A 24,167-nucleotide genomic window follows, 5' to 3' on the forward strand; every position below is an offset into this window, starting at 1 on the left:
GCTCGACGCGTACAGGAGATTCTATTGCGCAAGACCCTCATCGCTCTCGCCGCCAGCCTCAGCTTCGTCACCGCGGCCCACGCGCAGACGCCGAACACGCTTCTGAACGTGTCCTATGACATCGCCCGCGAACTCTATGCGGCGGTCAATGTCGAATTCGCCAAGCAGTGGAAAGCCAAGACCGGCCAGGACGTCACCATCAACCAGTCGCACAATGGCTCGACGCGTCAGGCCCGCGCCATTCTCGAAGGCCTCGAGGCCGACGTCGTCACCTTTAATCAGGTGCCGGACGTGCAGGTGCTCGCCGACAAGGGCAAGCTTATTCCCGCCGACTGGCAGAAGCGGCTGCCGAACAACTCGTCTCCGTACTATTCTCTTCCGGCATTCCTGGTGCGTGCAGGCAACCCGAAGAACATCAAGGACTGGGACGATCTCGTGAAGCCCGGCGTGCAGGTGATCTTCCCGAACCCGAAGACGTCGGGCAACGCCAAGTACACCTATCTGGCCGCCTATGCTTACGCCAAGACCAAGTATGACAGCGCCGAGAAGGCCGACGAGTTTGTCAAGAAGCTGTTCGCCAACGTTCCGGTGTTCGACACCGGCGGCCGCGCGGCGACCACCACCTTCGTCGAGCGTCAGACCGGCGACGTGCTGATCACCTTCGAGGCAGAGACCAACGGCATCCGCGACATCGCTGGCGCCGACAAGTATCAGGTCGTCGTGCCCTCGCAGAGCCTGCTCGCCGAATTTCCGGTGGCTGTGGTCGACAAATATGCCGACAAGCACGGCACGCAGGCGCTCGCCAAGGCCTATCTGGAATTCCTGTACACGCCGGAAGGGCAAACCATTCTGGCCAAGCAGTACAACCGCGTGAACGACAAGACCGTCGCCGAGAAGTTCAAGGACAAGTTCCCGGCGGTGAAGCTCGTTACCATCGAAAAGGAGTTCGGCGGCTGGGACAAGGTCAACGCCGAGCACCTCAATCCCGGCGCGAAGCTCGATCAGTTGTTTGGCGGCGCCAACAGATAAGGCGATTTTCGTCATTGCGAGCGAAGCGAAGCAATCCACCGGTCTATGGAAGATGGATTGCTTCGTCGCCAATGACAGGGAAAGATCGTTCTTTCACTTCGGAAGTGGATGATTCAATTTGCGACGCCGGGTCATCCCAGGTTTCGGATTGGCGCTGGGAACGACCGTCCTCTATCTCGGGGCGATCGTCCTGCTTCCGCTTTGCGCGCTGCTGCTGAAAGCCTCGGGCATCGGCGCGGCGCAGCTCTGGGACATCCTGTCGTCGCCCCGCACGCTGTCGGCGATCCGGGTCACGGCGTCGATGGCCTTCGCGGCCACCATCTTCAACGCCATTTACGGTTTGCTGCTGGCATGGGTGCTGGCGCGCTACGAGTTTCCCGGCAAGCGCATCCTCGATGCGCTGGTCGACGTTCCGTTCGCGCTGCCGACCGCGGTCGCGGGCCTCGCGCTGACCGCGCTGTTCGCCAAGAACGGCTGGTTCGGTGCGCCGCTCGACAAGATCGGCATCGCGGTCGCCTACACCCCGCTCGGCATCGCCATGGCGATGGCGTTCACCAGCATTCCGTTCGTGGTGCGCACGGTGCAGCCGGTGATCGAGGATCTCGGCTCGGAAGTCGAGGAAGCGGGCCGCTCGCTCGGCGCCAACGATTTCCAGATTTTGTGGAAGATCATCTTCCCTGCGATCTTCCCGGCCTTCCTTGCCGGCTGCTCGCTGTCGTTCGCCCGCAGCCTCGGCGAGTTCGGCGCGGTGATTTTCATCGCTGGCAACCAGCCGATGAAAACCGAAATCGTCGCGCTGCTGACCTACATCCGGCTCGAGGAATACAACTATGAGGCCGCGGCGGCGATCGCCACGATCATGCTGCTGATGGCATTCGTGATGCTGCTGTTCACCAACGCGGTGCAGGCCTGGCACCTGCGCTATGTCGGGCGCGGGGAAGTCTGATGTCCATTATACCCGATCGCGCCAGCGAACAGGCCGAGTGGATGCATCACCCCGTTGGCGGGGGCACGGTGACGCGGCGGATCGTGCTGTGGACCGTGCTGGTGCTGACGGCATTTTTTCTGGTGGCGCCGCTGGTGCTGATCGTCACCTCGGGTCTCTCCTCCGGCGTCGGCGTTTTCATGCGCAACCTCTCGGAGCCCGCGACGGTCCACGCCATTTTCCTCACGCTGCTGACGGCGCTGATTGTCGTGCCGATCAACATCCTGTTCGGCCTCGCGGCGGCATGGACGGTGACCAAATTCGAATTCAGGGGACGGACGCTGCTGATCTCGCTGATCGAACTGCCCTACTCGATCTCGCCGATCGTCGCCGGTGTCGCCTATCTCTTCGTCTACGGCTCGCAGGGCCTGTTCGGGCCGCTGCTTGAATCGCTCGGCATCAAGGTGATGTTCGCGCTGCCTGCGATCTTCCTCGCGAGCCTGTTCGTGACCGCACCCTTCGTCGCGCGCGAACTGATTCCGCTGATGCAGGTGCAGGGCACCGACGAGGAAGAGGCCGCGGTGACGCTCGGCGCAGGCGGCTTCACCACATTCTGGCGCGTTACGCTGCCGAACGTGAAATGGGCAGTTGTCTATGGCGCCATCCTCTGCAACGCGCGCGTGATGGGGGAGTTCGGCGCGGTGTCGGTGGTCTCCGGCAACATCCGTGGCCAGACCACCACGCTGCCGCTCCAGATCGAACTGCTCTATCAGGACTACAACGTCGCCGGTGCCTTCGCCGCCGCGACGGTGCTGACCGCCGTGGCGCTGGTCACTATCCTGATCAAGGTGGCGCTGGAACGGTACAGCAGCGAAGTACCGCACAGCGGAATTGGCCACTAACCGCTGCAGAATGGCTTGTGAAACGCAGCGGTTGACGGCCCCTGCGGACGGGGTGGTATACGCCTTTCGGACGAGGGAAGGGCCTTCTCATAGGCCCGCCTTTGGCGCTAAAACCTTTCGCACGACGCCACTTTTCCGTGGCCATCACCACCTTACCTGAGGCCTCAAAACAGCGTTTCAAAACGCCGTTTTCCGTGGGATTTATCATGAAACGTATCGACGCCAGCGGTCTGAAGATCGCTCCTGTTCTGTTCGACTTCATTGCCAAGGAAGCAACCGCCGGCACCGGCGTTTCAGCCGACGCCTTCTGGGACGGCCTTGCGGGAATCGTCAAGGATCTGGCTCCCCGGACCCGCGAACTGCTCGCCACCCGCGATGCGCTGCAGGCCAAGATCGACGGCTGGCACAAGGCGAACAAGGGCAAGGCGTTCGACATGAATGCCTACACCGCCTTCCTGAAGGAAATCGGCTACCTTCTGCCGGAGCCTGCCGCAAAGGAAGTTCAGACCGCGAATGTCGATGAAGAACTCGCCTCCATGTTCGGGCCGCAGCTTGTGGTTCCGCTCACCAATGCGCGCTACTCGCTGAACGCGGCGAACGCCCGCTGGGGCAGCCTTTATGACGCGCTCTATGGCACCGACGCGATCCCGCACGATCCGTCCGAGGGCGGCAAGGGCTACAACAAGGCGCGCGGCGACAAGGTGATCGCCAAAGCCAAGGCGTTTCTCGATTCCGCCGTGCCGCTCGCAACCGGCAACCACAGCGACGTCACCGGCTATCACATCGAGCACGGCCAGCTCGCCGCCAAGCTCAAGAGCGGCAACGCCACCGCGCTCAGGAACAAGGCCCAGCTCGTGGGCTATCAGGGCGATGCCGCCTCCCCGACCTCGATCCTGCTGGTCAACAACGGCCTGCACATCGACGTGCAGATCAACCGCAACAGCCCGATCGGCAAAGACGATCCGGCCGGCGTCGCCGACATGATTCTCGAGTCCGCCGTCTCGACCATTCTCGACATGGAAGACTCGGTTGCCGCCGTCGATGCCGAGGACAAGGTTCTGGTCTACCGCAACGTGCTCGGCCTGATGGACGGCACGCTGTCGGCCGACTTCGAGAAGGGCGGCAAGACGCTGACCCGTGCGCTCAATGCCGACCGTGTCTACACCGCGGCAGACGGCAAGGGCGAAGTGAAGCTGCACGGCCGCAGCATGATGCTGATCCGCAACGTCGGCCATCACATGTTCACCGATGCCGTGCTCGACAGCTCCGGTGAGGAAATTCCGGAAGGCCTCCTCGACGCCGCCGTCACCGGCCTGCTGGCGCTTCACGACCTGAAGGGCAAGACCAAGCTGAAGAACAGCCGCAAGGGCTCGGTCTATATCGTCAAGCCGAAGATGCATGGCCCGGATGAAGTCGCGCTGACCGTCGATCTGTTCGGCCGCGTCGAGAAGATGCTCGGCCTTCCGGCCAACACCATGAAGGTCGGCATCATGGACGAGGAGCGCCGCACCACGGTGAACCTCCAGGCGTGCATCCAGAACGCCGCGCAGCGCATCTGCTTCATCAACACGGGATTCCTCGATCGCACCGGCGACGAAATCCATACGTCGATGGAAGCGGGCCCGATGATCCGAAAGAACGACATGAAGGCGCAGCCCTGGATCAAGGCTTATGAAGACTGGAATGTCGACATCGGTCTGGCCAACGGCCTGCCGGGTCACGCCCAGGTCGGCAAGGGCATGTGGGCCGCTCCCGACAAGATGGCCGACATGCTGGCGCAGAAGATCGCGCATCCGCAGGCCGGCGCATCGACCGCGTGGGTCCCCTCGCCCACCGCCGCAACGCTGCACGCCCTGCACTATCATCAGGTGGACGTCGGCGCGCGCCAGAAGGAACTGAAGAGCCGTCCGAAGGCGAAGCTGTCGGACATCCTGACCATTCCGGTGTCGCAGTCGAACTGGGCGCCGGACGACGTCAAGCAGGAGATCGACAACAACTGCCAGGGCATCCTCGGTTATGTGGTGCGTTGGATCGATCAGGGCGTCGGCTGCTCCAAGGTGCCTGACATTCACGATGTCGGCCTCATGGAAGACCGCGCCACGCTGCGCATCTCCGCGCAGCACCTCGCCAACTGGCTGCATCAGGGCGTCGTCACCAGGGATCAGGTGATGGAGTCCCTGAAGCGCATGGCGGCGATCGTGGACAAGCAGAACGCAGGCGATGCGCTCTACAAGCCGATGGCGCCGAAGTTCGACGGCGTCGCATTCCAGGCCGCCTGCGACCTGATCTTCAAGGGCCGCGAGCAGCCGAACGGCTACACAGAATTCATCCTGCATGCGCGCCGCAAGGAAGCGAAAGCGGCAGGCTGATCGGCCGACTTCATTGACGTGAAGATGAAAACCCCGGCGCACGCGCCGGGGTTTTTGTTTGAGCGGTATACCGATGTCATCCGTTTTACGGTTTACGCCATCTTAACAACGGGTCGTGAATGATCGATTCGGTGGCACGCCTCGCGCTGACCACCCTCAAAGACGGTCCCGCCCTTCCTGCGCGAATGCAGGCTTCAAACAAGGAAGAAGAACTCTATGCGTGCATCGCTTGCCACGAAGCTGTCCTCTATGGCCGCGATCGGCCTCGCCGCAGTCACCGGCGCCAGTCTCTGGATCGCGGACGCCAGCATCGAATCCGAACGGCAGGCGGTCGCACGGCAGGCCGAATTCAAGCAGTTGGGCGCCGATCTCGCCGCCGGCTCCGACTTGCTGACCAACGAGGCGCGGCGATACACCATTTTCGGCGAGAAGAAGCATTACGACGCGTACTGGCGCGAGGTAAATCAGACTAAAACCCGCGACCGCGTCGTCCAGCGCCTGACCCAGCTCGGCGCGCCGAAGGCTGAACTGGACTTGATCGAAAAGGCCAAGGCCAATTCCGACGCCCTGATCAAGACCGAGGAAGCGGCGATGGCCGCCGTGCAGAAAGGCGATCTCGAGCAGGCCCGCAAGCTGATGTTCGATACGAACTACGATCGCAACAAGGCCGTGATCGTGCAGCCGCTCGATGAATTCCAGAACAAGATGAACACCCGTGCCCGGCTCGAAGCGGAAAGCGCCCAGAACCGCGCACGCTGGATGGGCAACATCGCCGAGGTGATGACCATCCTGTCCGCCGTCACGTTCATCGCGATCCTCTATTTCGTATTCAACCGCCGTGTGGTCACGCCGCTGACTCAGCTTGTCACCGTCGTAACGCGCCTTGCCAAGCAGGACTACGCCGCCGAGGTGCCGAACACGCAGCGGCAGGACGAAATCGGCGACATGGCCCGCGCCGTGCAGATTTTCAAGCAGAACGGCATCGATCGCGAGCGGCTGGAAGCCGAGCAGCGCGACGAGCGCTCCGCAAAGGAACGCCGCGCCGCGCAGATGGAGCGGCTGACGCTCGAGTTCGAAGGAAAGGTCGGCAATCTCGTTCAACTCCTGTCGAAGGCGTCGAGCGACATGCAGATGACAGCTCAATCGATGTCGGCGACCGCGGAAGAAACCAACCAGCAGTCCACCGCCGTCGCTTCCGCCGCGGAAACGGCGTCGCTCAACGTCGAATCGGTCGCCGCGGCGGCAGAGGAGCTTTCATCGTCGATCGGCGAAATCAGCAGGCAGGTCACGCAGTCAGCGACCATTGCCAACACCGCAGTGGCCGAGGCTCAGCGCACCGACCAGACCGTGCAGGCGCTTGCCCAAGGAGCCCAGAAGATCGGCGAAGTGGTCACGCTGATCCAGACCATTGCGTCGCAGACCAACCTGCTTGCGCTCAATGCCACGATCGAAGCGGCTCGCGCGGGTGAAGCGGGACGCGGCTTTGCCGTCGTTGCGACGGAAGTCAAAAGCCTCGCCACCCAGACCGCCAAGGCCACCGAGGAAATCTCGGCGCTGGTGGACGAGATTCAAATCGCCACGCGCGATGCCGTCGGCGCGGTGCAGAACATCGGAACGACGATCAACGACATCAGCAAGATCGCGTCCGCCATCGCAGCCGCAGTCGAAGAGCAATCCGTCGCAACCAAGGAGATTGCCCAGAACGTACAGCTCGCTTCGGCCGGCACCGCGGAAGTCACCGCCAACATTGGCGGCGTACGGCAGGCGGCGACCGATACCGGTTCCGCTGCCGAGAAGGTACTTGGTGCGGCTGGCCGGTTGTCGCAACAGTCCGACGAATTGCAGAGTGAGGTTCGCGTGTTCCTCGGCAGCGTGAAGGCGGCGTAGCGGGAACGTTCACGCCACCCCATCGTTATCGGTCTTTCCAACACTGGAGGATGACGATGGATTGGAACCGCGTTGAAGGTAACTGGAAGCAGTTCAAGGGCGCCGCCAAGGAAAAATGGGGCAAGCTCACCGATGACGATCTCAATGTCATCGAGGGCCGCCGCGAACAGCTCGAAGGCAAGCTCCAGCAGCGCTACGGCTTCGCCAAGGATCAGATCAAAAAGGACGTGGACGACTGGTTCAAGACGTTAAAGTAATCGCATCAGATTGATGAAAAGCCCCGGCACTGCGCCGGGGCTTTTTGTTTTACGACAAGAATGTCGCTCAGGATTAGAACACCGCGAGATATTTCAGAATCGAAATAATACCGATGATGATGACGATGGCGCGGACGATCTGCTTGGCGCGGCCGTCGATCGGCAACAGGTTGACGAGATAAAGAACAAGAATGACGACCAGGAATGTAATCAGGACGCTGATAAGCAAAGACATGGTAACCCCTCATGAATCGGTTCGGCTGGGTGCGAGAGCCATGTCCCGTATCCCGGTACGTCAACCATTCCGCTGAGGTTTGGTTCCCTTTAGGGAACAACGATCATGGTCGTGCTTACTGCGCCGCGACGACAGGCAGCCGCTCGAACTTCTCCCGGACGGATTTCGGCGCCGGCGTAAAATTCAGCGCGGCGCTGCGGCGGCCGCTGTTCGCGACCATCAGCCCGTCCGCGCCGGCGACGATGTCACCCTTGCGCAGGGTCGGATCGTCTTCGATCTTGACGGGGGCCAGCCCCACCGAATCCTTGCCGTTGCAGGTGCAGCCGGAGACCAGTTCCTTGCGGTAGCGGAAAGCGTTCGGCAGGTCCGAGTACGATCGGCCCGTATCGCTGGATGCGTTGTCGATCGATCCGCCGTGAAAGATTTTTGTTTCTGTCGCCGGACAGAAGCTTCTGCAGGCTTCCGCCTTGGTCTGGCCGTCAGATGCCGTGACCGGGAAGTAGCGGCCATCGCAGGTCCGCACGCAGTACGTCGTCGATCCGCCGCTATAGCTGCCGCCATAGATGTTGACCCGTCTGTTCGGCTGCGCTTCGCCGAACGGCGATGCGAACGGCATTGATGGCTGCGGACTTGACGCGTTATCGTTCATCACACCGCCGAAGAAGGCGGAGAAGAAATCGCGCGCATGCGCTGATGATGCACTGAAGGACACTGCGACAAGCCCCATCGCGACGGCAGCCGCCATCGATCGGTAATACAACTTTCCCTGACGCATCATGCCCCCTGCAGCCTCGGTCCATCCGCTACACTGCATGCTCAAATTTTCGCTCAATACAATCCGGACAATTTGACGTTATGTGACGTGTGCGGCGCCGTGTCGCTGACGCGAAGCGGCTTCGGCGCGCCTGCCCTCGGCACCACTCGTTCCTTGCTCACACCCGCTTCGAGACGACTGCTCTTCGGCAGCACGATCACCTTGGTGCCGACCGTGACGCGGCTGGCTAGGTCCTGCACGTCCTCGTTGGTCAGACGGATGCAGCCGCTGGAGACGAACTTTCCGATGGTGGACGGATCGTTGGTGCCGTGTATGCGATAGGAGCTGGAGCCGAGATACATCGCCGCCGCGCCCAGCGGATTCCCCGGACCGCCGGCGACGAAGCGCGGCAGATAGGGCTGGCGCGCGATCATCTCTGCCGGCGGATGCCAGTCCGGCCATGCAGCCTTGCGAGACACGGTCTGGACGCCTGACCAGGTGAAGCCCTCGCGGCCGACGCCGACGCCGTAGCGAATGGCGCGGCCGCCGCCCAGCACGTAGTAGAGCGTGGTATTGCCGGTATCGATCACGATGGTGCCGGGCGCTTCGCGGCTCTCGAACGAGACGATCTTGCGCTGCAGCCGCTCGGGGAGAACCGTGGCGCTATCGTCCTCGGTCACGTCCGGCGATGGCAATGATCGCTGGTCGGACCAGAACGTCCCTTGAGACGATCCTTGGTAAACCCCAGCATATCCAAGTGTTTGAGACATTGCCGGTGTCGCCAGAAGGGCCGGGAGTGCAATCGTCGCGACGGCAAGACCGCGGACGGAGCAAAGGGATGCGGAGAAGAACCGGGAAATGGATTTCGAAGACACTGAATTCGCCTGCATCGAATGTGTCATGACCTGCCTCGAGTTCTGCGATGGCATCGTGTGATGCTGATACAGAGCGAACGCGGGCTTACCGCTTTTGGTTCCGAACGCGCTTCATCCGAAATGATTTGTGAGAACCGGCAGCCGGCAGGTTCAAGCCGCGGCGGCGGAACATTGGGACTGCCTGACGGTTAGCGGTCCCTGAAGCCGGAGCATGACAGTGGGCCCCGGCGTAAATCGAGGACTTTAGTCATGTCTCTAGGCACCATTCTCGTCATTATTTTGATTCTGATTCTGCTCGGCGTCATTCCAAGCTGGGGCCATAGCGCGAACTGGGGTTACGGCCCGTCAGGTATCGTCGGCACCATCCTGGTGATCGTGGTCATTCTTCTGCTGCTCGGCAGAATCTGACCATGGCCAACGTGCGCCGAGAGGTGCGCGAGACAAGGAATCCGGCGGTGACAACACCGCCGGACGAGCGCAAAGAACGACGACCTCGAGCCGTGAGCCGCGCGGACATTGTTTCGTTCTCTTTGGTTGCATTATTGATTATCAGCGTCATTGCCGTTCTGTACGTCGCGCGGGCCTTCTTCCTGCCCACGGTCACCGCCCTGGTGATCGGAACGATGCTCTCCCCCGCCGCAAAATTTCTGGAGCGATACGGAATCCCCCGATCGATCTCGGCGGTCCTTATCGTGTCCGCGACCTTTGCCGGGCTCGCCTTCATGATCGCGCTGATCTCTGCGCCGGTGATGGAATGGTCGACGCGGCTTCCGGAGCTTGGCCCATCGCTGAAGGACAAGTTTCACGTCTTCGACCGCCCGCTTGCGTTCTGGCATCAGTTGCAGATGCTGTTCGGGGCAACGGCCACGCCCGGGGAGCCAACTTTTTCTCTTCCGAAGATCGAATGGGTCCAGCCGACGCTGGAATTCCTCTCTCCGACGCTCACCGAGATCCTGCTGTTCTTCGCGGTTCTCGTGCTTTTCATTGCAAGCTGGCCCGACCTGCGCCGCGCCCTGGTGCTGAATTTCAGCGATCGTGACGAGCGGCTGCGCGTCTTGCGTATCCTGAACGAGATCGAAAGCAATCTCGGCGGCTATCTTCTGACGGTGACGCTGATCAATATGGGCCTCGGCATCGCGACGGGACTGATCTGTGCCGCCACCGGAATGCCCAACCCTGCGGGTCTGGGCGCACTCGCCGCAACGCTGAACTACATTCCGATCATCGGTCCGATCGTAACATTTCTCGTCCTCGCCGCGGTAGGTGTCATCACGTCATCCACTCTCGCCGGCGGATTGGCGGCCGCAGGCGGCTTTGCTGTGGTGGCCTTTATCGAAGGACATTTCGTGACCCCGTCGATCATCGGCCGGCGGCTGGCGCTGAATGCGCTCGCGGTCTTCATCGCACTCGCTTTCTGGACCTGGCTGTGGGGGCCGATGGGGGCGTTTCTGTCGTCGCCGATCCTGATCGTCGGCCTCGTCCTCAAGGAGCACTTGATGCCGGTCAAAGACACCCAGTTACCGGAGGGGTAAGCGATGGAACCTTCGCATCCGCGGTGCGTTTCCGCACCGAGCATGCGGCTATCGGGAGTTTTAGATGTCTAGCACCGACGGTGAAGACGCAATGAAGAACATGACGGACAAAGCCACCTATGAACGCCTTCAGAAGGATGTAGACGCCGTGAAAAATGATATCTCAGCACTCGCAGACCAGATCTCGGATGTTCTCGAAGCATTCAAGGGCGACGCCCGCAAGCAGGCCAAGCGGGCCTACAAGCAGGCCCGATCGGAGGTGGATTCCGTGATGTCCGATGTCGGCAAGCGCGGAAGCGAAGCCCTGGACGCGGCGCAGGAGTATGCCGGCACGCTTGAGGAATCCCTCGAAGATGCGATCACCCAGCGCCCCCTCGCCGCCGTTGGCCTGGCCGTCGGCCTCGGCTTTCTGATCGGCGTGACGTGGCGCCGTTGATGTCAGCAGATTTCTGGCGCTGCCGGGCCCCGCCGGCGGCGCCGATGCATGCTTTCGTTGACGGATATTGATCGGATTCTCGATGCTTCAGAAATTCATGGATGACTTCCGGGAGAGCACCGGCAGCGCATTACGGCTTACCTCGCTGGCGATTGCCGTTGCGGTCTGCCTCTTCATCACGACGGCGTTCCTGTGTGCGGCCGCCTTCGTCTTCGTGCTTCAGAAATACGGTCTGCTGCAAGCCTGCTTCGCGGGAGCCGGAGTGTTTTTCGTGGCGACGATACTGGCTGCGATCAGCTATGCCGTGCGCAAGCGGCAGATCAGGAAGCGGCCCGTTGAGGCGGCGAAGTCCACCATGCAGACAGCGCTCAGCGATCCTATGGTGCTCGCCGCCGGTTTGCAGATCGTGCGAACGATCGGACTCAAGCGCATCATTCCACTGATCGCGGTCGGCGGCATTGCGCTGGGCGTGATGGCGAGCCGCCGCGCAGCACCCGACGATGAACCCGAGGAAGGGTAAACCGGGATATCGCAAAATAAAAAAGAGCGCCATCTGGCGCTCTTTTTTTATGCCGATTTAGCGGAGGATCAGGTAATGCAGCGCCCAGGCGCAAGCTGTTTCGCAACGGCGGTGAGAACGCTTACAACGGGCTCGCACGCAACAGGGCGTGTCCCCGCGGACGATCCCCTGCCTGTACCAACTGTCGAGGGAGCCTTGCGCACGGCCTCAGCGGCGTCACCCGAAGGCATCCGCACCATGACCGAGGAGTCGGTCATGCCGGGGACCTTGAAAGAGATCGTCACGCCGCCCGGAACAGCCGCCACAGGATCGCGATCGCCCTTGGCCGAACGATCCACGTTGACCGCCATCGATTCACCGGCCGGCATGGTCGCCGCCGCCTCGCCGCGCTGAACCGGACCAAGCAAATCGTTTCCTGCCGAAACTTCAAGATGCACGGCACCCAGTGCCAGCACCGCGGCCACCACTCCGAGAGTTCCAGAAGCCATGTTTGACATCTGCCGCCCCTACGTTGCCATGCCGCATGATCGCGGCTTTGGGATTCAACGTGGTCCGCCCGGCTTTCGTTCCGGGCTCCGCAGCGCACCGCCGGAGAAAAAAGTTTTGAGCGACCGGGAACGCTTTCGTGTGACGGGCGTCATTCCCGAAGCCGGTCAATCCCCCTGCCCCTAATCGACCGGCTCACGGGGGTGTGGTCGTGGTGATGCCGACCGCACCCCTTTCTTTTTTTTTCGCTGGAATGCGGTCATACAAAAAGCCGGAGCACGGGATGTCCGCGTTCCGGCTTTCTGTCGCATTCCGTGGTGCTCGATGCCTGATGTCTCAGGAAGCCGCCGCCTTGGGCCGGCTGCGCGAGTTACGCTGGAAGAACAGCGCCTGGCTTGCCACAGCCGACACCATGGCCGGCTGGAACGGTTTCGAGATCAGGAAGGCTGGTTCAGGCCGCTCGCCGGTGAGAAAACGTTCGGGATATGCGGTGATGAACACCACCGGCACCTCGAAGTTCTTGAGCAACTCGTTTACGGCATCGAGCCCCGAACTGCCGTCGGCGAGCTGGATGTCAGCCAGGATAAGACCTGGCTTCTTCGAGTTCGCCAGCGCAACGGCGTCGGTGTGGGTCCGTGCCACGCCGATGACATTGTGTCCGAGGTTCTTGACCAGGCTCTCCAGATCCATCGCGATGAACGTCTCATCTTCGATGATCAGCACATCGGTCGCGATTTCCGCGGCCAGTTCGCGGCCGGCGGTATCCGCCAGTTCACGAACATGTGTGATTTCCGTATCGAGGATGTGAGCCACTTCCTCCTCAGAGAAGCCTTCGAGCGAAAGCAGCAGGAAGGCCTGACGCGGAAGCGCCGTGAGATTCGTAAGCCGCTGTTCGGAGGCCTGCGCAGGGCCCCTGTCGGCGCTCTCGTTCAAGGACACGGAATTCCAGATCTGCGTGAAAAGCCTGAACAATCCCACGCGCGGCCCGAATTTTTCTTCCAGCAGCGAGGGGTCTTGCAGCAGGGCTTCAAGCATGGCTGCGACATAGGCATCTCCCGACGCCTGGCTTCCGGTCAAAGCGCGGGCATACCGCCGCAACAGTGGCAAATGTTCAGCTACGAGCTGAGAACGAGACATACCCCCTCCAATCGGTCTTAAATTCAGGTTTGGCCCGGCAACGCGACTGAAGCGACCGCCGGTTCCCCCGCTTCGGACTATCTACGCATAAATCGGAGAAAAGTTCCTCCCGGTCGGAACTTTCCGCTTACCCCCCCGTTTATGACTGGATCAGGCGGGCTAAAGCTTCGCCGGGGGACAAAAACTCCCGTGTTTCTAGCTAGTTAGCTCATGGGGAAAAACGGATAAAGCCAATGAAAGATCAAAAGCCGCCGTCAAGCAGGCCACCGGGCAAGCCGGGAGGGCTGAATTCCGAAATTCAATCCAGGATCGGACATCAGTTGCGCGCCATGTACGACGATGTCGTGCGTCAAGGCGTACCGGATCGCTTTGCCGATCTGATTCGTCAGCTTGATTCACAAGAGGCGGCTTCACAGATATCCGGAGAACCGACAAAAGATGGGAGGGACTAATGCCTCTCACTGACTCACTTCGCGACGATATTCTCGCCACCGTTCCGAGTCTGCGTGCGTTCGCTATTTCGCTGAGCGGCAATGCCGATCGCGCCGACGACCTCGTGCAGGAAACGCTGCTGCGTGCACTTGCGCATATCGACTCGTTCCAGCCGGGATCGAATCTTCCAGCTTGGCTGTTCACAATCCTGCGCAATCTGTTCCGCTCTGACTATCGCAAGCGGCGGCGTGAGGTTGAGGACGCCGATGGCAGCTATGCCAAGACGCTGAAGTCCCAGCCGGCCCAAAGTTCGCATCTGGAGTTCGAGGAATTCCGGACGGCGCTCGACAAGCTTCCGCAGGATCAACGCGAGGCGCTTATTCTCGTCGGTGCATCCGGCTTCTCCTATGAAGATGCCGCAGCCATCTGCGGTTGCGCGGTCGGCACCATCAAGAGCCGCGTCAATCGCGCACGATCGAAGCTGAGCGCCCTGCTCTACGTCGACGGTGCGGAAGACTTCGGCCCGGACAACACCATTCGCGCCGTCATCGGCGGAGGCGGCGGCTAGGCCGTCACCTCAACAGACAGAAAAAGCGGCCACCTGAGGTGGCCGCTTTTTATTGTTTGCGATTCAGTTGAGGCCACCAAAGGCCCAGATCAAGATCAGAACGGGAATAGGAATCCCGAGAAACCACAACAGCAGATATCGTCCCATCATACTTTCCTTTGCGTGACAGCGTTTGCTGCTTAATTCGTCGCGGGAAAGTTTGTTCCTCTGCCGGCCGGGTCAGCGCTTCTTCTTCACCGGCTTGGCGATGCGCTCGGTACGGTCCATTTCAGCTTCGTCAACCACCGTCGCCATCGGCGCCGTGAGTTCGTAGACGTAGCTGACATCCGTGAAGTAGCGCTTCGACGTACCGCCCAGCGCTTCCGGCGCAACCCGGTCCAGAAGCACCAGTCCGAATTCGCTGTCAGCGCGGCGCGTCGCCGCGCTGGTGTTGAATTCCTCCCAGCGGAAATGAAAGACCGGGTCGGGTTCGTCCGACACCGTCCAGCCCGCGACAATATGCGGATGCTTGCCGACCAGCGACAGGCCCTCATCCGCATGCGATGCCAGTTCAAAGAAAAGCAGCGACAGGCTTTGCGCCGCGCGGGCGCTGACGGTGATATCCGGCCCTGTAAGCGCAATGCGGTCCGCATGGGGAATCGCACGCGACTCGAACAGTCCCTTGAGTTTGACGCCCTGCCACTGGCTTTCGCTAAGCAGTGACACGACATGCGACATGGCGTGAATGCGGCCGATCAGGAGTTCGCGTGCAACGTCGATGTCGGCGCCGTGACGCATCGTGCGGGTCACGATCGACTGAATTACCGCAAGGATGTTCTTCACGCGATGATTGAGCTCATCGATGACGGCCGTGAGCCGCCGCTCGAAGTCGATGCGGGTCTGGATCTCCCGGCTGAGCCGGATGTTGTTGTAAGACACGTATCCGAACAGGCCGCAGAAAATGAGGGTCAGCGCTGCGCCGATCAGCATGACAATGCCTGCCAGCTCCTGGGCACGCGTCGCTGCGTTCGTTTTCGCGTAATAGATCAGCGTCCAGTCCCGCGCGCCGAACGAAACGACCCGCAGCAACGGCGGATTGTCCGCATCAAGTTTCAGCGGAACCGATTTGACGTTTCCTTCCGCATCGGCGGTCAGATTGTCCGAGGCATTTCGTGGATCACGCAGCGCCACCGAGAACAGCGACAGTTCCTCATTGGTGAGCATCAGCGGCGCCAGCCGATAGGATATGGTCAGAAAGCCTGCAACGGTGGGGCTCGTATCCGCCCGCACCGGCGAGGCCAGCACGATGCCCATGGGGCCACCGGTACGCAGCAGCACGAAGGGATCGGACGAGACCGGCCTGTCCTCCTCCACCGCACGGTTGAACATCGGCGCGATCACCGGATGGTTGTTCAGCATGCGACCGACGAAGGTCTTGGTTTCGTCGTTCTGCGGCTCGACATCCATCACAACGGTCGCCGGATCGGGTACCGCCTCCGGATTCAACGGCGTGTCGTTGAAGTTCCGGATTGTCGGGTTCGGAAAACCGGCAGCCTTCAGTTCGTTCTGGGCCCGGCCGAAATCGGCGCGCGGGATGCGAGCCACCCAGCTTGCGACAAGAAAATCGGTCTTGAAGGCATAGATCGACGACCGCAGCGGCTGCAATGCATTGGCCATATTGGTCGAGGGCGACCGGAACAGACCGACCGCAACCCGCGCCAGCAATTCGCGCTCGCTCAGACGTTCCTGAACCAGGCTGGCGTGGGTATCGACCGCGCGCGCAAGGTCGCTCCGGCCGAGCGACAGTTCCTGATCGTAAACCTTCATGGCTACGAGACCGGAGAGGACCAGCCCGATGATCGCCATCAGTCCGATGATGAAACCGAGACGGAGCACGCAGTTACTCGAAAAGCGGGGATGAAAATGACCACCGGCAACCAACGCGGCTTTGGTGGAAACAGTAATCGAATGCGGATACCGAACTGATAATCATGGGTGCTCTGATGCTGCCGGGTTGTTGGGCGCAATCCGGCCCGGCCTGAATGTCTCGCGAATGGATTAATGTAAGCGTTGCCAAGTGGTTCCCGGAGCGGGAAAATATACCTGTCGGCGCTTATGGTAAATCCGCCACCGCCCCGGTGAGTGACGCAAACAGCATTGGGCTAGCTCACGACCAGCGCCAGCCCAGTAACAACTGCGACGATTCCAAGCAGAATCGCGCCAAGAAAGATGCCGCTATAGTCTCTGCCGGGTGCTGTGAAAACGGACTGCTTCATGCAGGGCTAACACACCGCCCGCGCAAGCGTTCCTGAAAATATCCATGCGTCAGGACTGTCCTGTGGGAAAACGGGTGTGCAGTTCCGGTTCAATTAACGTTCTCTGGAACCGATGCCCGAAGACCGCCCTTCGCCTCAATAAAGCGGATGATGCGGTCCAGCCCCTCGCTCTTTTTCAGATTTGTCATGACAAAGGGCCGCTCACCCCGCATGCGCTTCGCATCGGTGTCCATCTTCTCCAGCGATGCGCCGACATGGGGCGCGAGGTCGATCTTGTTGATGACCAGCAGATCGGATCGCGTGATGCCGGGGCCGCCCTTGGACGGAATCTTGTCGCCTGCTGCAACGTCGATCACGTAAATGGTGAGATCAGCAAGTTCCGGCGAGAAGGTCGCCGCGAGATTGTCGCCGCCGGATTCGATCAGCACCAGATCGAGATCCGGGAACTTGACCCGCATGTCGGCGACTGCCGCAAGATTCATCGACGCGTCCTCGCGGATCGCCGTATGCGGACAGCCGCCGGTTTCGACGCCCGCGATGCGATCCGGCGTCAACGAACCCGAGCGGACCAGAAACTCCGCATCCCATTTGGTGTAGATGTCGTTGGTGATGGCCGCGATCTCATAGCGCTCGCGCATCGATTTGCAGAGCAGGTCCATCAGAGCGGTCTTGCCCGATCCGACTGGTCCGCCGATACCGACGCGCAACGGTCCGTTCATGCTGGTGCTCATAGGGACATCTTTCTCAAGACCGGAACAGCCGGGTGTATTGCGTTTCATGGCGCATGCTGGCGAGATCGGCACGGAACGTCGCGCTGCCGAGATCGTCCAGCGAACCCAGCAAGGATTTTTCCGCCGTCGCGGCGATCGCGCCTTCAAGCGCGGCGAGCACGTGCTGACTGTCGGTCTGTCCGAGAGGGATAAGACGCACGCCCGCCGAAATCCAGTTCGACGTCGCGGCGTGGAGAAACGCATGCAGCGTCGAGCTGAGCGAAATGCGGTGTCCCGCCGCGAGCACGCCGACGGCAACCGGATAGGTGATCGGGCCGGTCACATGCGATGACAGCAGGTCCAGTGTATCGCAGTTCCAGGCCGAACGGGCGATCTCGACAAAGGCGCGGCCCTGCGCCGTTGTTTCCAGATGCCGCTCGCGCGACGGTGTAAAAGCCGCGGCAAGTTCTGCAATCTCGCCCAGTACCAGCCCCTCGCCCGCCTCGGCGGCGCGCCAGGCGTGGCACAGAAACAGGCCATCGCAGAATCCGGCTCCCTCCAGCAGCATCGCCGCGAGCCAATCCTGCAATGTCTGTCTGTCGGTGATATCACCGGCCTCAATCGCCCACTCGATACCGCTGGAATAGGAGAACGCCCCGACCGGAAACGACGGCGACAGCCATGTCATCAAGCGGAAGAGCGCAGCCGATTCCTCTGCCTCAGAGGCGATGCCATCGTGACCGCGATCATTTGTGGTCATGAGCATGGGAGTGACCGTGGTGATGATCGTGGTCATGCTTGCCGTGACCATGATCGTGATGTGCGTGATCGTGGTGACCATGATCATGATGGCCGTGGTCATGATGATCATGACCGTGCGACGCATGACCGCCGCCGGAATACGCCCCGCCTTCGGGATCGAACGGCGCTTCGATGGCGACAACGCGCGCGCCAAGGCCCCGCACCATATCCTCGATCACATGATCGCGCCGGATGCGAAGCCCCTTGCCGACAATCTGTGTCGGCAGATGGCGATTGCCGAGATGCCACGCGACGCGGACCAGATGATGCGGATCGGTGCCGCGAATTTCCACCAGAGGCTCAGGCGCCGCCACCACCTCGACCAGCCGCCCGTCTTCCAGCACCAGCGCATCGCCGCCGCGCAGCGCCACCGCTTCCTTCAGATCGAGCAGGAACTCCAGTCCGCGCGTGCCGGTCATCGCCATGCGGCGCCGGTGCCGATCGTCGAAACCGAGGACCACCGTATCGGCGGCCTCGGTCCAACTGCCGGGCGGATGAACCTGCGTCGCGCGGATCATGATGTGAGCTTCTGCACTTCGCCGCCGATAATGACTTCGATATTGGTCGGCGACGCCTTGAACGGGCCCGAGAGCGCGCGCCACGCCTTCAAATGCGGCGTGAGGCGATGCGCTGCGAGATCGTCATGACTTTCCCACCGCTCCACGAACACGAACGTATCCGGATCGGACACGCTGCCGTGGAGATCATACGCGACGCAGCCCTTCTCCTTGCGCGTCTCGGCGATGCAGTCCTTCGCACCGGCGACATAGGCCGCGCGGTGCTCGGGCTTTACCTTTGTGGTCGCAACCACGTAGATCATCGGACTTCCACATTCGCTGGCGTGATGACTTCGATCTTCGGCGGCGCTGCGAGGCAATTCACGACCACGCGTCCGAATGTCTTCATGTGCTCGGCCTTGCGATGCGGCACCAGCGCCTCGGCATTTTCCCATTGCTCAACGAACACGAGCTTGGTGGGATCGGTCACGCTCTCATGCAGATCGTAAGCGATGTTTCCGGCTTCCTTGCGGGTCTCGGCGATGCAGGCTTTCGCCGCAGCGATCATGTCCGCACGCGTTTCAGGCTTGATGGTCAAAGTCGCAACAACGTAGATCAAGGGCATCCTCCCGGATTTTGCTATTTCAGGCCGGGGACCCTAGTACATGAAATAGCGCTGCGCCATGGGAAGCACCTCCGCCGGCGCGCAGGTCAGCAATTCGCCGTCGGCGCGCACCTCGTAAGTTTCGGGATCGACCTCGATATTCGGGGTCGCGCCATTGTGAATCATGCTCTTCTTGGAGATGCGGTCGCGGGTGTTTGAAACAGCATACAGCTTCTTGTCGATGCCGAGCTTCTTGGCCAGCCCGCCCGTAATCGCCGCTTTCGAGGTGAAAATCACCGACGATGCGGTCAGCGACTTGCCGTAGGCGGCGAACATCGGCCGGTAGTGCACCGGCTGCGGCGTCGGGATCGACGCGTTCGGATCGCCCATCGGCGCGGCAACGATCGAGCCGCCCTTGACGATGCAGTCCGGCTTCACCCCGAAGAACGCCGGCGACCACAGCACGAGATCGGCCATCTTGCCCTTCTCGACCGAACCGATCAGCTTCGACACGCCATGCGCGATCGCAGGGTTGATGGTGTATTTGGCAATGTAGCGCTTCACGCGGAAATTGTCGTTGTCCTTGCCCTTGTCTTCCGGCAGCGAACCGCGCTGCTTCTTCATCTTGTCGGCGGTCTGCCACGTGCGGATGATGACTTCACCGAGACGGCCCATCGCCTGACTGTCCGACGACAGCATCGACAGTGCGCCGAGATCGTGAAGGATGTCTTCCGCAGCAATGGTTTCCTTGCGGATGCGGCTTTCGGCAAATGCCAAATCTTCTGCGATCGACGGATCGAGATGGTGGCAAACCATCAGCATGTCGAGATGCTCATCGATGGTGTTGCGCGTGAATGGCCGCGTCGGATTGGTCGACGACGGCAGCACGTTTTTCAGACCGGCGACCCTGATGATATCCGGCGCATGGCCACCGCCCGCGCCTTCGGTGTGGAAGGCGTGGATGGTGCGGCCCTTGAACGCCTTGATGGTGTCCTCAACGAACCCTGACTCGTTCAGCGTGTCGGAGTGCAGCATCACCTGAATGTCGTAGTCGTCGGCGACCGAGAGGCAGTTGTCGATGGCGGCGGGCGTGGTGCCCCAGTCCTCGTGCAGTTTCAGCGCGCAGGCGCCCGCCTTGATCATCTCGACCAGAGCGGCGGGTCGTGAGGCGTTACCCTTACCTGAAATGCCGAGGTTGACCGGAAACGCGTCGAACGACTGGATCATCCGCGCCATATGCCACGGCCCCGGCGTGCAGGTGGTGGCGAAGGTGCCGTGCGACGGCCCCGTACCGCCACCCAGCATCGAAGTGACGCCGCTCATCAGCGCGTGTTCGATCTGCTGCGGACAGATGAAATGGATGTGGCTGTCGAAACCGCCTGCGGTGAGAATCTTGCCTTCGCCCGCAATGATGTCGGTGCCGGGGCCGATCACGATGGTAACGCCGGGCTGGATGTCCGGATTGCCCGCCTTGCCGATGGCGGAGATCATTCCATCCTTGATCGCGACGTCGGCCTTGACGATACCCCAGTGGTCAACGATCAGCGCATTGGTGATGACGGTATCGGCCGCGCCCTGCTTGTTCGTGATCTGGCTTTGGCCCATGCCGTCGCGGATCACCTTGCCGCCGCCGAATTTCACTTCCTCGCCGTAGACGGTGAAATCCTTCTCGACCTCGATGATGAGATCGGTGTCCGCGAGCCGAACCTTGTCGCCGGTGGTGGGGCCGAACATAGCGGCATAGACGGAGCGGGAAATTTTGGTGGCCATTAACGTGCCCCTGCCTTGAAAATGATGCCGTTCACAGCTTGCCCATCACGTCGCCGCGGAAACCGTAGATCGTCCGCTTCCCCGCAAGCGCCACGAGATGGACCTCGCGGGTCTGACCCGGCTCGAAGCGAACAGCAGTGCCCGCTGCAATATCGAGCCGCATACCGCGCGCTTTCTTGCGGTCGAACTTCAGCGCCGGATTGGTCTCGAAGAAATGATAGTGCGAGCCGACCTGGATCGGCCTGTCGCCGGTGTTCGCCACGGTCAGCGTCACCGTCTTGCGGCCGGCATTGAGTTCGATATCGCCGTCCTTGATGAAGAGTTCACCGGGGATCATTTGAATTCCTCAACGAATGGGTTCATGCACAGTCACCAGCTTCGTCCCGTCGGGGAACGTCGCTTCGACCTGAATGTCGTGAATCATCTCGGCGATGCCATCCATGCACTGGTCGCGGGTGATGACCTCCGCACCGGCCTTCATCAGGTCGGCGACGGTGCGGCCGTCGCGCGCGCCTTCAATGATGAAATCCGAAATGATCGCAATCGCTTCAGGATGATTGAGCTTCACGCCTCGTTCGAGGCGCCGCCGCGCGACGATGGCGGCCATGGAAACCAGGAGCTTGTCTTTTTCGCGAGGAGACAAATTCATGCGGGCAGTATCCGGTTTATCTGAATTCTAGTTAAGCCAAAGTCGCGGCAAGCCCGATGGGCTCACACGTTCCAGCACTTTCATCATATCGGCGCGAAGCCGCGCCGCATCCTGGGCGCAGAAACGCGCCATTGCAAATCCGTTCCACGCCGAAACGCCAACTTCCGCACCGAACGCATCGGACACCTCGCGAATGTGCTCAACAACAGCCTCGTCGCCGGGCACGATCAGCGCCGTTCCGATGGCGATGCCACCGTTCGCGACCGCGCGACTTGCCAGCTTGCCCGCAATGTCACCGTCGAGCCGGATGGTTTCGGCGAAAGCGAGTCTGCCGCCGATCCGTAGCCGCCAGCGGTCGGTGAAGCTGCCGTGCGCCATGACCTCGCCCATGGCGGCGCGGCCAAACACAACGATTTCGCAGAGCAGAAGCGATGCGCTCTGTGACAGATCGATGTCGATCCGCCGCATCACACGCGCCCGATCGAACAGGATGGTTTCCTGCGGTAACCACGCCAGACGCGCATCATCGCCCGCGCGCAGCGCGATATTCACCTGCGCCTCTGGTCCATGGGAGCGGTAAATCTTTTCGGCGGCTGCGGTGGTGACGGTGAGATGTGCCCCGTCCCCGGTCGCGATGCCGATGTCGAAACGGTCGCCACCCGCGATGCCGCCCGCCGTGTTGACGAACACCGCCGACAGACCCTGCTGCTCCGGTGAGGGAAACCGCACGCGGAGCGAGCCTTCTTCATGCAACTGGCGGCGGCGCGTCGCGCCGTCCTTGAGATGCACGTCGAACTTCACCCTGCCAACCGCTCGGTTGGCAGAGAACATCTCCGCTTCTGAGGCACTTGTCCTGCTCTGCATCCGCCCCGGCCAGTTCAGGTCACGCGATCCCGCTTCACAGCGCCATCTGGCGGCTGATTTCGGCGGGATCGAGATTGCTGCGGTCGCAGGTGAACTTCACCGCGCCGCGGTCCATGACCGCGAAATTGTCGCCGAGCTCGCAGGCAAAGTCGAGATACTGTTCGACCAGAACGATCGCCATGGTGCCCAGGCTGCGCAGATAGGTAATGGCGCGGCCGATGTCCTTGATGATCGAGGGCTGGATGCCCTCGGTCGGCTCGTCCAGCAGCAGCAGTTTCGGCCGCATCACCAGCGCACGGCCAATGGCCAATTGCTGTTGTTGTCCGCCGGAAAGGTCGCCGCCCCGCCGCCCCAACATGGTGTTCAGAACCGGAAACAGCGAGAACACGTCGTTCGGAATGGTGCGGTCTTCACGCTTGAGCGGCCCAAAGCCGGTCTTGAGATTTTCTTCGACGGTCAGCAGTGGAAATATCTCGCGGCCCTGCGGCACGAAGCCGATGCCCTTACGTGCACGCTCATAGGGCTTTAGCGGGCCAAGATCCGCGCCATCGAAGGTGATCGAGCCATCCCTGATCGGATACTGGCCGACCATGGCGCGCAGCAAACTGGTCTTGCCGACGCCGTTGCGACCGAGCACACAGGTCACCTTGCCGGGCTCGGCAGTCAGCGAGACGCCGCGCAAGGCCTGCGCCGCGCCGTAGTAGAGAGTGATGTTTTTTACGTCGAGCATGCCGGCATCGCCTCCGTCGATCTTCCCATTCTCCTTCCCTCCCCCTTGCGGGGGAGGGACAGGGTGGGGGGAAAGCCGCGAAACCTGAGCGCCGTTTCACCCCCCCTCCCCAACCCTCCCCCGCAAGGGGGGAGGGAGAAGTTTCGAGGTGCACGCAAATAATGTTGCGAAGCCTGAAACATCACCGCCCCAGATACACTTCGATGACGCGTTCGTTGTTCGAAACCTGATCCAGCGTGCCTTCCGCGAGAACCGAACCTTCATGCAGGCATGTGACGCGAACGCCCAGTTCGCGCACGAACGTCATGTCGTGCTCGACGACGACGACAGTCTTTTCCTTGTTAATCTCTTTGAGCAGTTCGGCGGTCTGGTGGGTCTCGACGTCCGTCATGCCCGCCACCGGCTCGTCGACCAGCAACAGTTTCGGGTCCTGCGCCAGCAGCATGCCGATCTCGAGCCATTGCTTCTGCCCGTGAGACAACGCACCCGCGAGGCGGTCGCGCGAATCCTTGAGGCGGATGGTCTCAAGCACGCGCTCGATACGCTCGCTTTCATCCGGCGTCTCGCGCCAGAACAGCGTGCCACGCACCCGATGATCGACATTCAGCGCCAGCAGCAGATTGTCCTCGATGGTCTGGCTTTCGAACACCGTCGGTTTCTGAAACTTGCGGCCGATGCCAAGCTCGGCGATCTGCGTCTCGTCAAGACGTGTCAGATCGGTCTTGCCGTCGAACAGTACGTCGCCTTCGTCCGGCCTGGTTTTGCCGGTGATGATGTCCATCATCGTGGTCTTGCCGGCGCCGTTGGGGCCGATGATGGCCCGCATCTCACCCGGCGCAATGGTCAGCGACAGGTTGTTGATGGCGTGGAAGCCATCGAACGAGACGTGCACGCCGTCGAGGTAGAGCATGGCCGAGGTCGCGCGGGTGTCCATGACATTCAT

At 61.3% G+C, this 24,167-nt stretch carries 29 protein-coding genes; 12 read left to right on the plus strand and 17 right to left on the minus strand.

The genetic code is table 11. The features are described 5' to 3' along the window. The first annotated feature begins 24 nt into the window (after window positions 1-24). From cysP to HMPREF9695_RS19935, 6 genes are all read left to right on the plus strand, one after another. The gene (gene cysP / locus HMPREF9695_RS19910; RefSeq protein ID WP_006022699.1) at window positions 25-1,029 is read left to right on the plus strand and encodes a thiosulfate ABC transporter substrate-binding protein CysP; all 1,005 of its coding nucleotides are present in this window, start codon (window positions 25-27) and stop codon (window positions 1,027-1,029) included. 118 nt (window positions 1,030-1,147) lie between these two features. Next, a complete protein-coding gene (cysT, locus tag HMPREF9695_RS19915; protein ID WP_041712964.1) occupies window positions 1,148-1,975 on the plus strand; it encodes a sulfate ABC transporter permease subunit CysT in 828 nt (275 codons plus the stop codon). Then, a complete protein-coding gene (cysW, locus tag HMPREF9695_RS19920; protein ID WP_006022701.1) occupies window positions 1,975-2,856 on the plus strand; it encodes a sulfate ABC transporter permease subunit CysW in 882 nt (293 codons plus the stop codon). Before cysT ends, cysW begins: the two co-directional genes overlap by 1 nt. Window positions 2,857-3,062: 206 nt before the next feature. Further along, window positions 3,063-5,225 (plus strand): malate synthase G, encoded by a 2,163-nt coding sequence (locus HMPREF9695_RS19925; protein WP_006022702.1) that lies wholly within the window; start codon window positions 3,063-3,065, stop codon window positions 5,223-5,225. Between the two features lie 216 nt (window positions 5,226-5,441). Further along, the gene (locus HMPREF9695_RS19930; protein ID WP_006022703.1) at window positions 5,442-7,112 is read left to right on the plus strand and encodes a methyl-accepting chemotaxis protein; all 1,671 of its coding nucleotides are present in this window, start codon (window positions 5,442-5,444) and stop codon (window positions 7,110-7,112) included. A 56-nt stretch (window positions 7,113-7,168) separates the two neighbouring features. Continuing rightward, window positions 7,169-7,369, plus strand: a complete 201-nt coding sequence (locus tag HMPREF9695_RS19935; protein ID WP_006022704.1) for a CsbD family protein — start codon at window positions 7,169-7,171, stop codon at window positions 7,367-7,369. 73 nt (window positions 7,370-7,442) lie between these two features. On the opposite strand, the gene HMPREF9695_RS26165 is transcribed toward HMPREF9695_RS19935, so the two are convergent. The 3 genes from HMPREF9695_RS26165 to HMPREF9695_RS19945 form a co-directional block, all read right to left on the minus strand. Continuing rightward, complete coding sequence (locus HMPREF9695_RS26165) at window positions 7,443-7,604, minus strand: Thivi_2564 family membrane protein (RefSeq protein WP_002714461.1); 162 nt, start codon at window positions 7,602-7,604, stop codon at window positions 7,443-7,445. Window positions 7,605-7,719: 115 nt separating this feature from the next. Further along, window positions 7,720-8,379 carry a DUF2865 domain-containing protein gene (locus HMPREF9695_RS19940; RefSeq protein WP_006022705.1) on the minus strand — a complete coding sequence of 220 codons (660 nt, stop codon included), beginning with the start codon at window positions 8,377-8,379 and terminating at the stop codon, window positions 7,720-7,722. Between the two features lie 53 nt (window positions 8,380-8,432). Further along, on the minus strand, window positions 8,433-9,260 hold the full coding sequence (locus HMPREF9695_RS19945) for a L,D-transpeptidase (RefSeq protein ID WP_006022706.1): 828 nt from the start codon (window positions 9,258-9,260) through the stop codon (window positions 8,433-8,435). 222 nt (window positions 9,261-9,482) lie between these two features. Here HMPREF9695_RS19945 and HMPREF9695_RS25960 point away from each other — a divergent pair, with 222 nt between their 5' ends. From HMPREF9695_RS25960 to HMPREF9695_RS19965, 4 genes are all read left to right on the plus strand, one after another. Beyond that, window positions 9,483-9,641 carry a DUF3309 family protein gene (locus tag HMPREF9695_RS25960; RefSeq protein ID WP_006022707.1) on the plus strand — a complete coding sequence of 53 codons (159 nt, stop codon included), beginning with the start codon at window positions 9,483-9,485 and terminating at the stop codon, window positions 9,639-9,641. 2 nt (window positions 9,642-9,643) lie between these two features. Further along, entirely contained in the window at window positions 9,644-10,765 is a 1,122-nt protein-coding gene (locus HMPREF9695_RS19955; RefSeq protein ID WP_006022708.1) for an AI-2E family transporter, read from the plus strand. Window positions 10,766-10,829: 64 nt separating this feature from the next. Beyond that, window positions 10,830-11,201, plus strand: coding sequence for an ElaB/YgaM/YqjD family protein (locus tag HMPREF9695_RS19960; protein WP_006022709.1), 372 nt, complete (start codon window positions 10,830-10,832; stop codon window positions 11,199-11,201). A gap of 82 nt (window positions 11,202-11,283) precedes the next feature. Continuing rightward, entirely contained in the window at window positions 11,284-11,721 is a 438-nt protein-coding gene (locus HMPREF9695_RS19965) for a hypothetical protein (protein ID WP_006022710.1), read from the plus strand. Window positions 11,722-11,789: 68 nt separating this feature from the next. On the opposite strand, the gene HMPREF9695_RS19970 is transcribed toward HMPREF9695_RS19965, so the two are convergent. Beyond that, complete coding sequence (locus tag HMPREF9695_RS19970) at window positions 11,790-12,209, minus strand: hypothetical protein (RefSeq protein WP_244434424.1); 420 nt, start codon at window positions 12,207-12,209, stop codon at window positions 11,790-11,792. 334 nt (window positions 12,210-12,543) lie between these two features. Next, window positions 12,544-13,344, minus strand: coding sequence for a response regulator (locus HMPREF9695_RS19975; protein WP_006022712.1), 801 nt, complete (start codon window positions 13,342-13,344; stop codon window positions 12,544-12,546). Between the two features lie 233 nt (window positions 13,345-13,577). Here HMPREF9695_RS19975 and HMPREF9695_RS25965 point away from each other — a divergent pair, with 233 nt between their 5' ends. Both HMPREF9695_RS25965 and HMPREF9695_RS19980 read left to right on the plus strand, forming a co-directional pair. Then, the gene (locus HMPREF9695_RS25965; RefSeq protein WP_081710749.1) at window positions 13,578-13,796 is read left to right on the plus strand and encodes a NepR family anti-sigma factor; all 219 of its coding nucleotides are present in this window, start codon (window positions 13,578-13,580) and stop codon (window positions 13,794-13,796) included. Next, complete coding sequence (locus HMPREF9695_RS19980; RefSeq protein WP_006022713.1) at window positions 13,796-14,344, plus strand: sigma-70 family RNA polymerase sigma factor; 549 nt, start codon at window positions 13,796-13,798, stop codon at window positions 14,342-14,344. The genes HMPREF9695_RS25965 and HMPREF9695_RS19980 overlap by 1 nt, the downstream gene beginning before the upstream one ends. 219 nt (window positions 14,345-14,563) lie before the next feature. Here the strand turns inward: HMPREF9695_RS19980 and HMPREF9695_RS19985 are convergent, their stop codons facing one another. From HMPREF9695_RS19985 to urtD, 12 genes are all read right to left on the minus strand, one after another. Beyond that, the gene (locus HMPREF9695_RS19985) at window positions 14,564-16,219 is read right to left on the minus strand and encodes a CHASE domain-containing protein (protein ID WP_006022714.1); all 1,656 of its coding nucleotides are present in this window, start codon (window positions 16,217-16,219) and stop codon (window positions 14,564-14,566) included. A gap of 469 nt (window positions 16,220-16,688) precedes the next feature. Then, window positions 16,689-17,330: an urease accessory protein UreG gene (gene ureG / locus HMPREF9695_RS19990; protein ID WP_041712970.1), complete on the minus strand. Its 642-nt coding sequence runs from the start codon at window positions 17,328-17,330 to the stop codon at window positions 16,689-16,691. Between the two features lie 13 nt (window positions 17,331-17,343). After that, complete coding sequence (locus HMPREF9695_RS19995) at window positions 17,344-18,105, minus strand: urease accessory protein UreF (protein WP_006022716.1); 762 nt, start codon at window positions 18,103-18,105, stop codon at window positions 17,344-17,346. After that, window positions 18,056-18,628, minus strand: a complete 573-nt coding sequence (locus HMPREF9695_RS20000) for an urease accessory protein UreE (protein ID WP_006022717.1) — start codon at window positions 18,626-18,628, stop codon at window positions 18,056-18,058. Before HMPREF9695_RS20000 ends, HMPREF9695_RS19995 begins: the two co-directional genes overlap by 50 nt. Next, entirely contained in the window at window positions 18,625-18,930 is a 306-nt protein-coding gene (locus HMPREF9695_RS20005; RefSeq protein WP_006022718.1) for a putative quinol monooxygenase, read from the minus strand. The genes HMPREF9695_RS20000 and HMPREF9695_RS20005 overlap by 4 nt, the downstream gene beginning before the upstream one ends. After that, on the minus strand, window positions 18,927-19,226 hold the full coding sequence (locus HMPREF9695_RS20010) for a putative quinol monooxygenase (RefSeq protein ID WP_006022719.1): 300 nt from the start codon (window positions 19,224-19,226) through the stop codon (window positions 18,927-18,929). The genes HMPREF9695_RS20005 and HMPREF9695_RS20010 overlap by 4 nt, the downstream gene beginning before the upstream one ends. 39 nt (window positions 19,227-19,265) lie before the next feature. Next, the gene (gene ureC / locus HMPREF9695_RS20015; RefSeq protein WP_006022720.1) at window positions 19,266-20,981 is read right to left on the minus strand and encodes an urease subunit alpha; all 1,716 of its coding nucleotides are present in this window, start codon (window positions 20,979-20,981) and stop codon (window positions 19,266-19,268) included. Between the two features lie 31 nt (window positions 20,982-21,012). Beyond that, the gene (locus HMPREF9695_RS20020; protein WP_002714443.1) at window positions 21,013-21,318 is read right to left on the minus strand and encodes an urease subunit beta; all 306 of its coding nucleotides are present in this window, start codon (window positions 21,316-21,318) and stop codon (window positions 21,013-21,015) included. A 9-nt stretch (window positions 21,319-21,327) separates the two neighbouring features. Further along, window positions 21,328-21,630, minus strand: a complete 303-nt coding sequence (locus HMPREF9695_RS20025; RefSeq protein ID WP_006022721.1) for an urease subunit gamma — start codon at window positions 21,628-21,630, stop codon at window positions 21,328-21,330. 27 nt (window positions 21,631-21,657) lie between these two features. Continuing rightward, the gene (locus HMPREF9695_RS20030) at window positions 21,658-22,494 is read right to left on the minus strand and encodes an urease accessory protein UreD (protein WP_041712974.1); all 837 of its coding nucleotides are present in this window, start codon (window positions 22,492-22,494) and stop codon (window positions 21,658-21,660) included. A gap of 34 nt (window positions 22,495-22,528) precedes the next feature. Further along, the gene (urtE, locus tag HMPREF9695_RS20035) at window positions 22,529-23,224 is read right to left on the minus strand and encodes an urea ABC transporter ATP-binding subunit UrtE (protein WP_006022723.1); all 696 of its coding nucleotides are present in this window, start codon (window positions 23,222-23,224) and stop codon (window positions 22,529-22,531) included. Between the two features lie 181 nt (window positions 23,225-23,405). Then, window positions 23,406-24,167 (minus strand): urea ABC transporter ATP-binding protein UrtD, encoded by a 762-nt coding sequence (urtD, locus tag HMPREF9695_RS20040; protein ID WP_006022724.1) that lies wholly within the window; start codon window positions 24,165-24,167, stop codon window positions 23,406-23,408.

Source organism: Afipia broomeae ATCC 49717, from assembly GCF_000314675.2.
Lineage (GTDB): Bacteria > Pseudomonadota > Alphaproteobacteria > Rhizobiales > Xanthobacteraceae > Afipia > Afipia broomeae.

Coding starts and splice junctions, on each gene's coding strand:
- HMPREF9695_RS19925 (WP_006022702.1), top strand. CDS start 3,063: ATGAAACGTATCGACGCCAGCGGTCTGAAGATCGCTCCTGTTCTGTTC.
- HMPREF9695_RS20030 (WP_041712974.1), bottom strand. CDS start 22,494: ATGCAGAGCAGGACAAGTGCCTCAGAAGCGGAGATGTTCTCTGCCAAC.
- HMPREF9695_RS25960 (WP_006022707.1), top strand. CDS start 9,483: ATGTCTCTAGGCACCATTCTCGTCATTATTTTGATTCTGATTCTGCTC.
- HMPREF9695_RS19935 (WP_006022704.1), top strand. CDS start 7,169: ATGGATTGGAACCGCGTTGAAGGTAACTGGAAGCAGTTCAAGGGCGCC.
- HMPREF9695_RS19960 (WP_006022709.1), top strand. CDS start 10,830: ATGTCTAGCACCGACGGTGAAGACGCAATGAAGAACATGACGGACAAA.
- HMPREF9695_RS19980 (WP_006022713.1), top strand. CDS start 13,796: ATGCCTCTCACTGACTCACTTCGCGACGATATTCTCGCCACCGTTCCG.
- HMPREF9695_RS19940 (WP_006022705.1), bottom strand. CDS start 8,379: ATGCGTCAGGGAAAGTTGTATTACCGATCGATGGCGGCTGCCGTCGCG.
- HMPREF9695_RS20000 (WP_006022717.1), bottom strand. CDS start 18,628: ATGATCCGCGCGACGCAGGTTCATCCGCCCGGCAGTTGGACCGAGGCC.
- HMPREF9695_RS20025 (WP_006022721.1), bottom strand. CDS start 21,630: ATGAATTTGTCTCCTCGCGAAAAAGACAAGCTCCTGGTTTCCATGGCC.
- urtD (WP_006022724.1), bottom strand. CDS start 24,167: ATGAATGTCATGGACACCCGCGCGACCTCGGCCATGCTCTACCTCGAC.
- HMPREF9695_RS19945 (WP_006022706.1), bottom strand. CDS start 9,260: ATGACACATTCGATGCAGGCGAATTCAGTGTCTTCGAAATCCATTTCC.
- HMPREF9695_RS19965 (WP_006022710.1), top strand. CDS start 11,284: ATGCTTCAGAAATTCATGGATGACTTCCGGGAGAGCACCGGCAGCGCA.
- HMPREF9695_RS25965 (WP_081710749.1), top strand. CDS start 13,578: ATGAAAGATCAAAAGCCGCCGTCAAGCAGGCCACCGGGCAAGCCGGGA.
- HMPREF9695_RS26165 (WP_002714461.1), bottom strand. CDS start 7,604: ATGTCTTTGCTTATCAGCGTCCTGATTACATTCCTGGTCGTCATTCTT.
- HMPREF9695_RS19930 (WP_006022703.1), top strand. CDS start 5,442: ATGCGTGCATCGCTTGCCACGAAGCTGTCCTCTATGGCCGCGATCGGC.
- HMPREF9695_RS19970 (WP_244434424.1), bottom strand. CDS start 12,209: ATGGCTTCTGGAACTCTCGGAGTGGTGGCCGCGGTGCTGGCACTGGGT.
- HMPREF9695_RS20005 (WP_006022718.1), bottom strand. CDS start 18,930: ATGATCTACGTGGTTGCGACCACAAAGGTAAAGCCCGAGCACCGCGCG.
- ureC (WP_006022720.1), bottom strand. CDS start 20,981: ATGGCCACCAAAATTTCCCGCTCCGTCTATGCCGCTATGTTCGGCCCC.
- urtE (WP_006022723.1), bottom strand. CDS start 23,224: ATGCTCGACGTAAAAAACATCACTCTCTACTACGGCGCGGCGCAGGCC.
- HMPREF9695_RS20020 (WP_002714443.1), bottom strand. CDS start 21,318: ATGATCCCCGGTGAACTCTTCATCAAGGACGGCGATATCGAACTCAAT.
- HMPREF9695_RS19955 (WP_006022708.1), top strand. CDS start 9,644: ATGGCCAACGTGCGCCGAGAGGTGCGCGAGACAAGGAATCCGGCGGTG.
- ureG (WP_041712970.1), bottom strand. CDS start 17,330: ATGAGCACCAGCATGAACGGACCGTTGCGCGTCGGTATCGGCGGACCA.
- cysW (WP_006022701.1), top strand. CDS start 1,975: ATGTCCATTATACCCGATCGCGCCAGCGAACAGGCCGAGTGGATGCAT.
- HMPREF9695_RS19995 (WP_006022716.1), bottom strand. CDS start 18,105: ATGACCACGATCATCACCACGGTCACTCCCATGCTCATGACCACAAAT.
- HMPREF9695_RS19975 (WP_006022712.1), bottom strand. CDS start 13,344: ATGTCTCGTTCTCAGCTCGTAGCTGAACATTTGCCACTGTTGCGGCGG.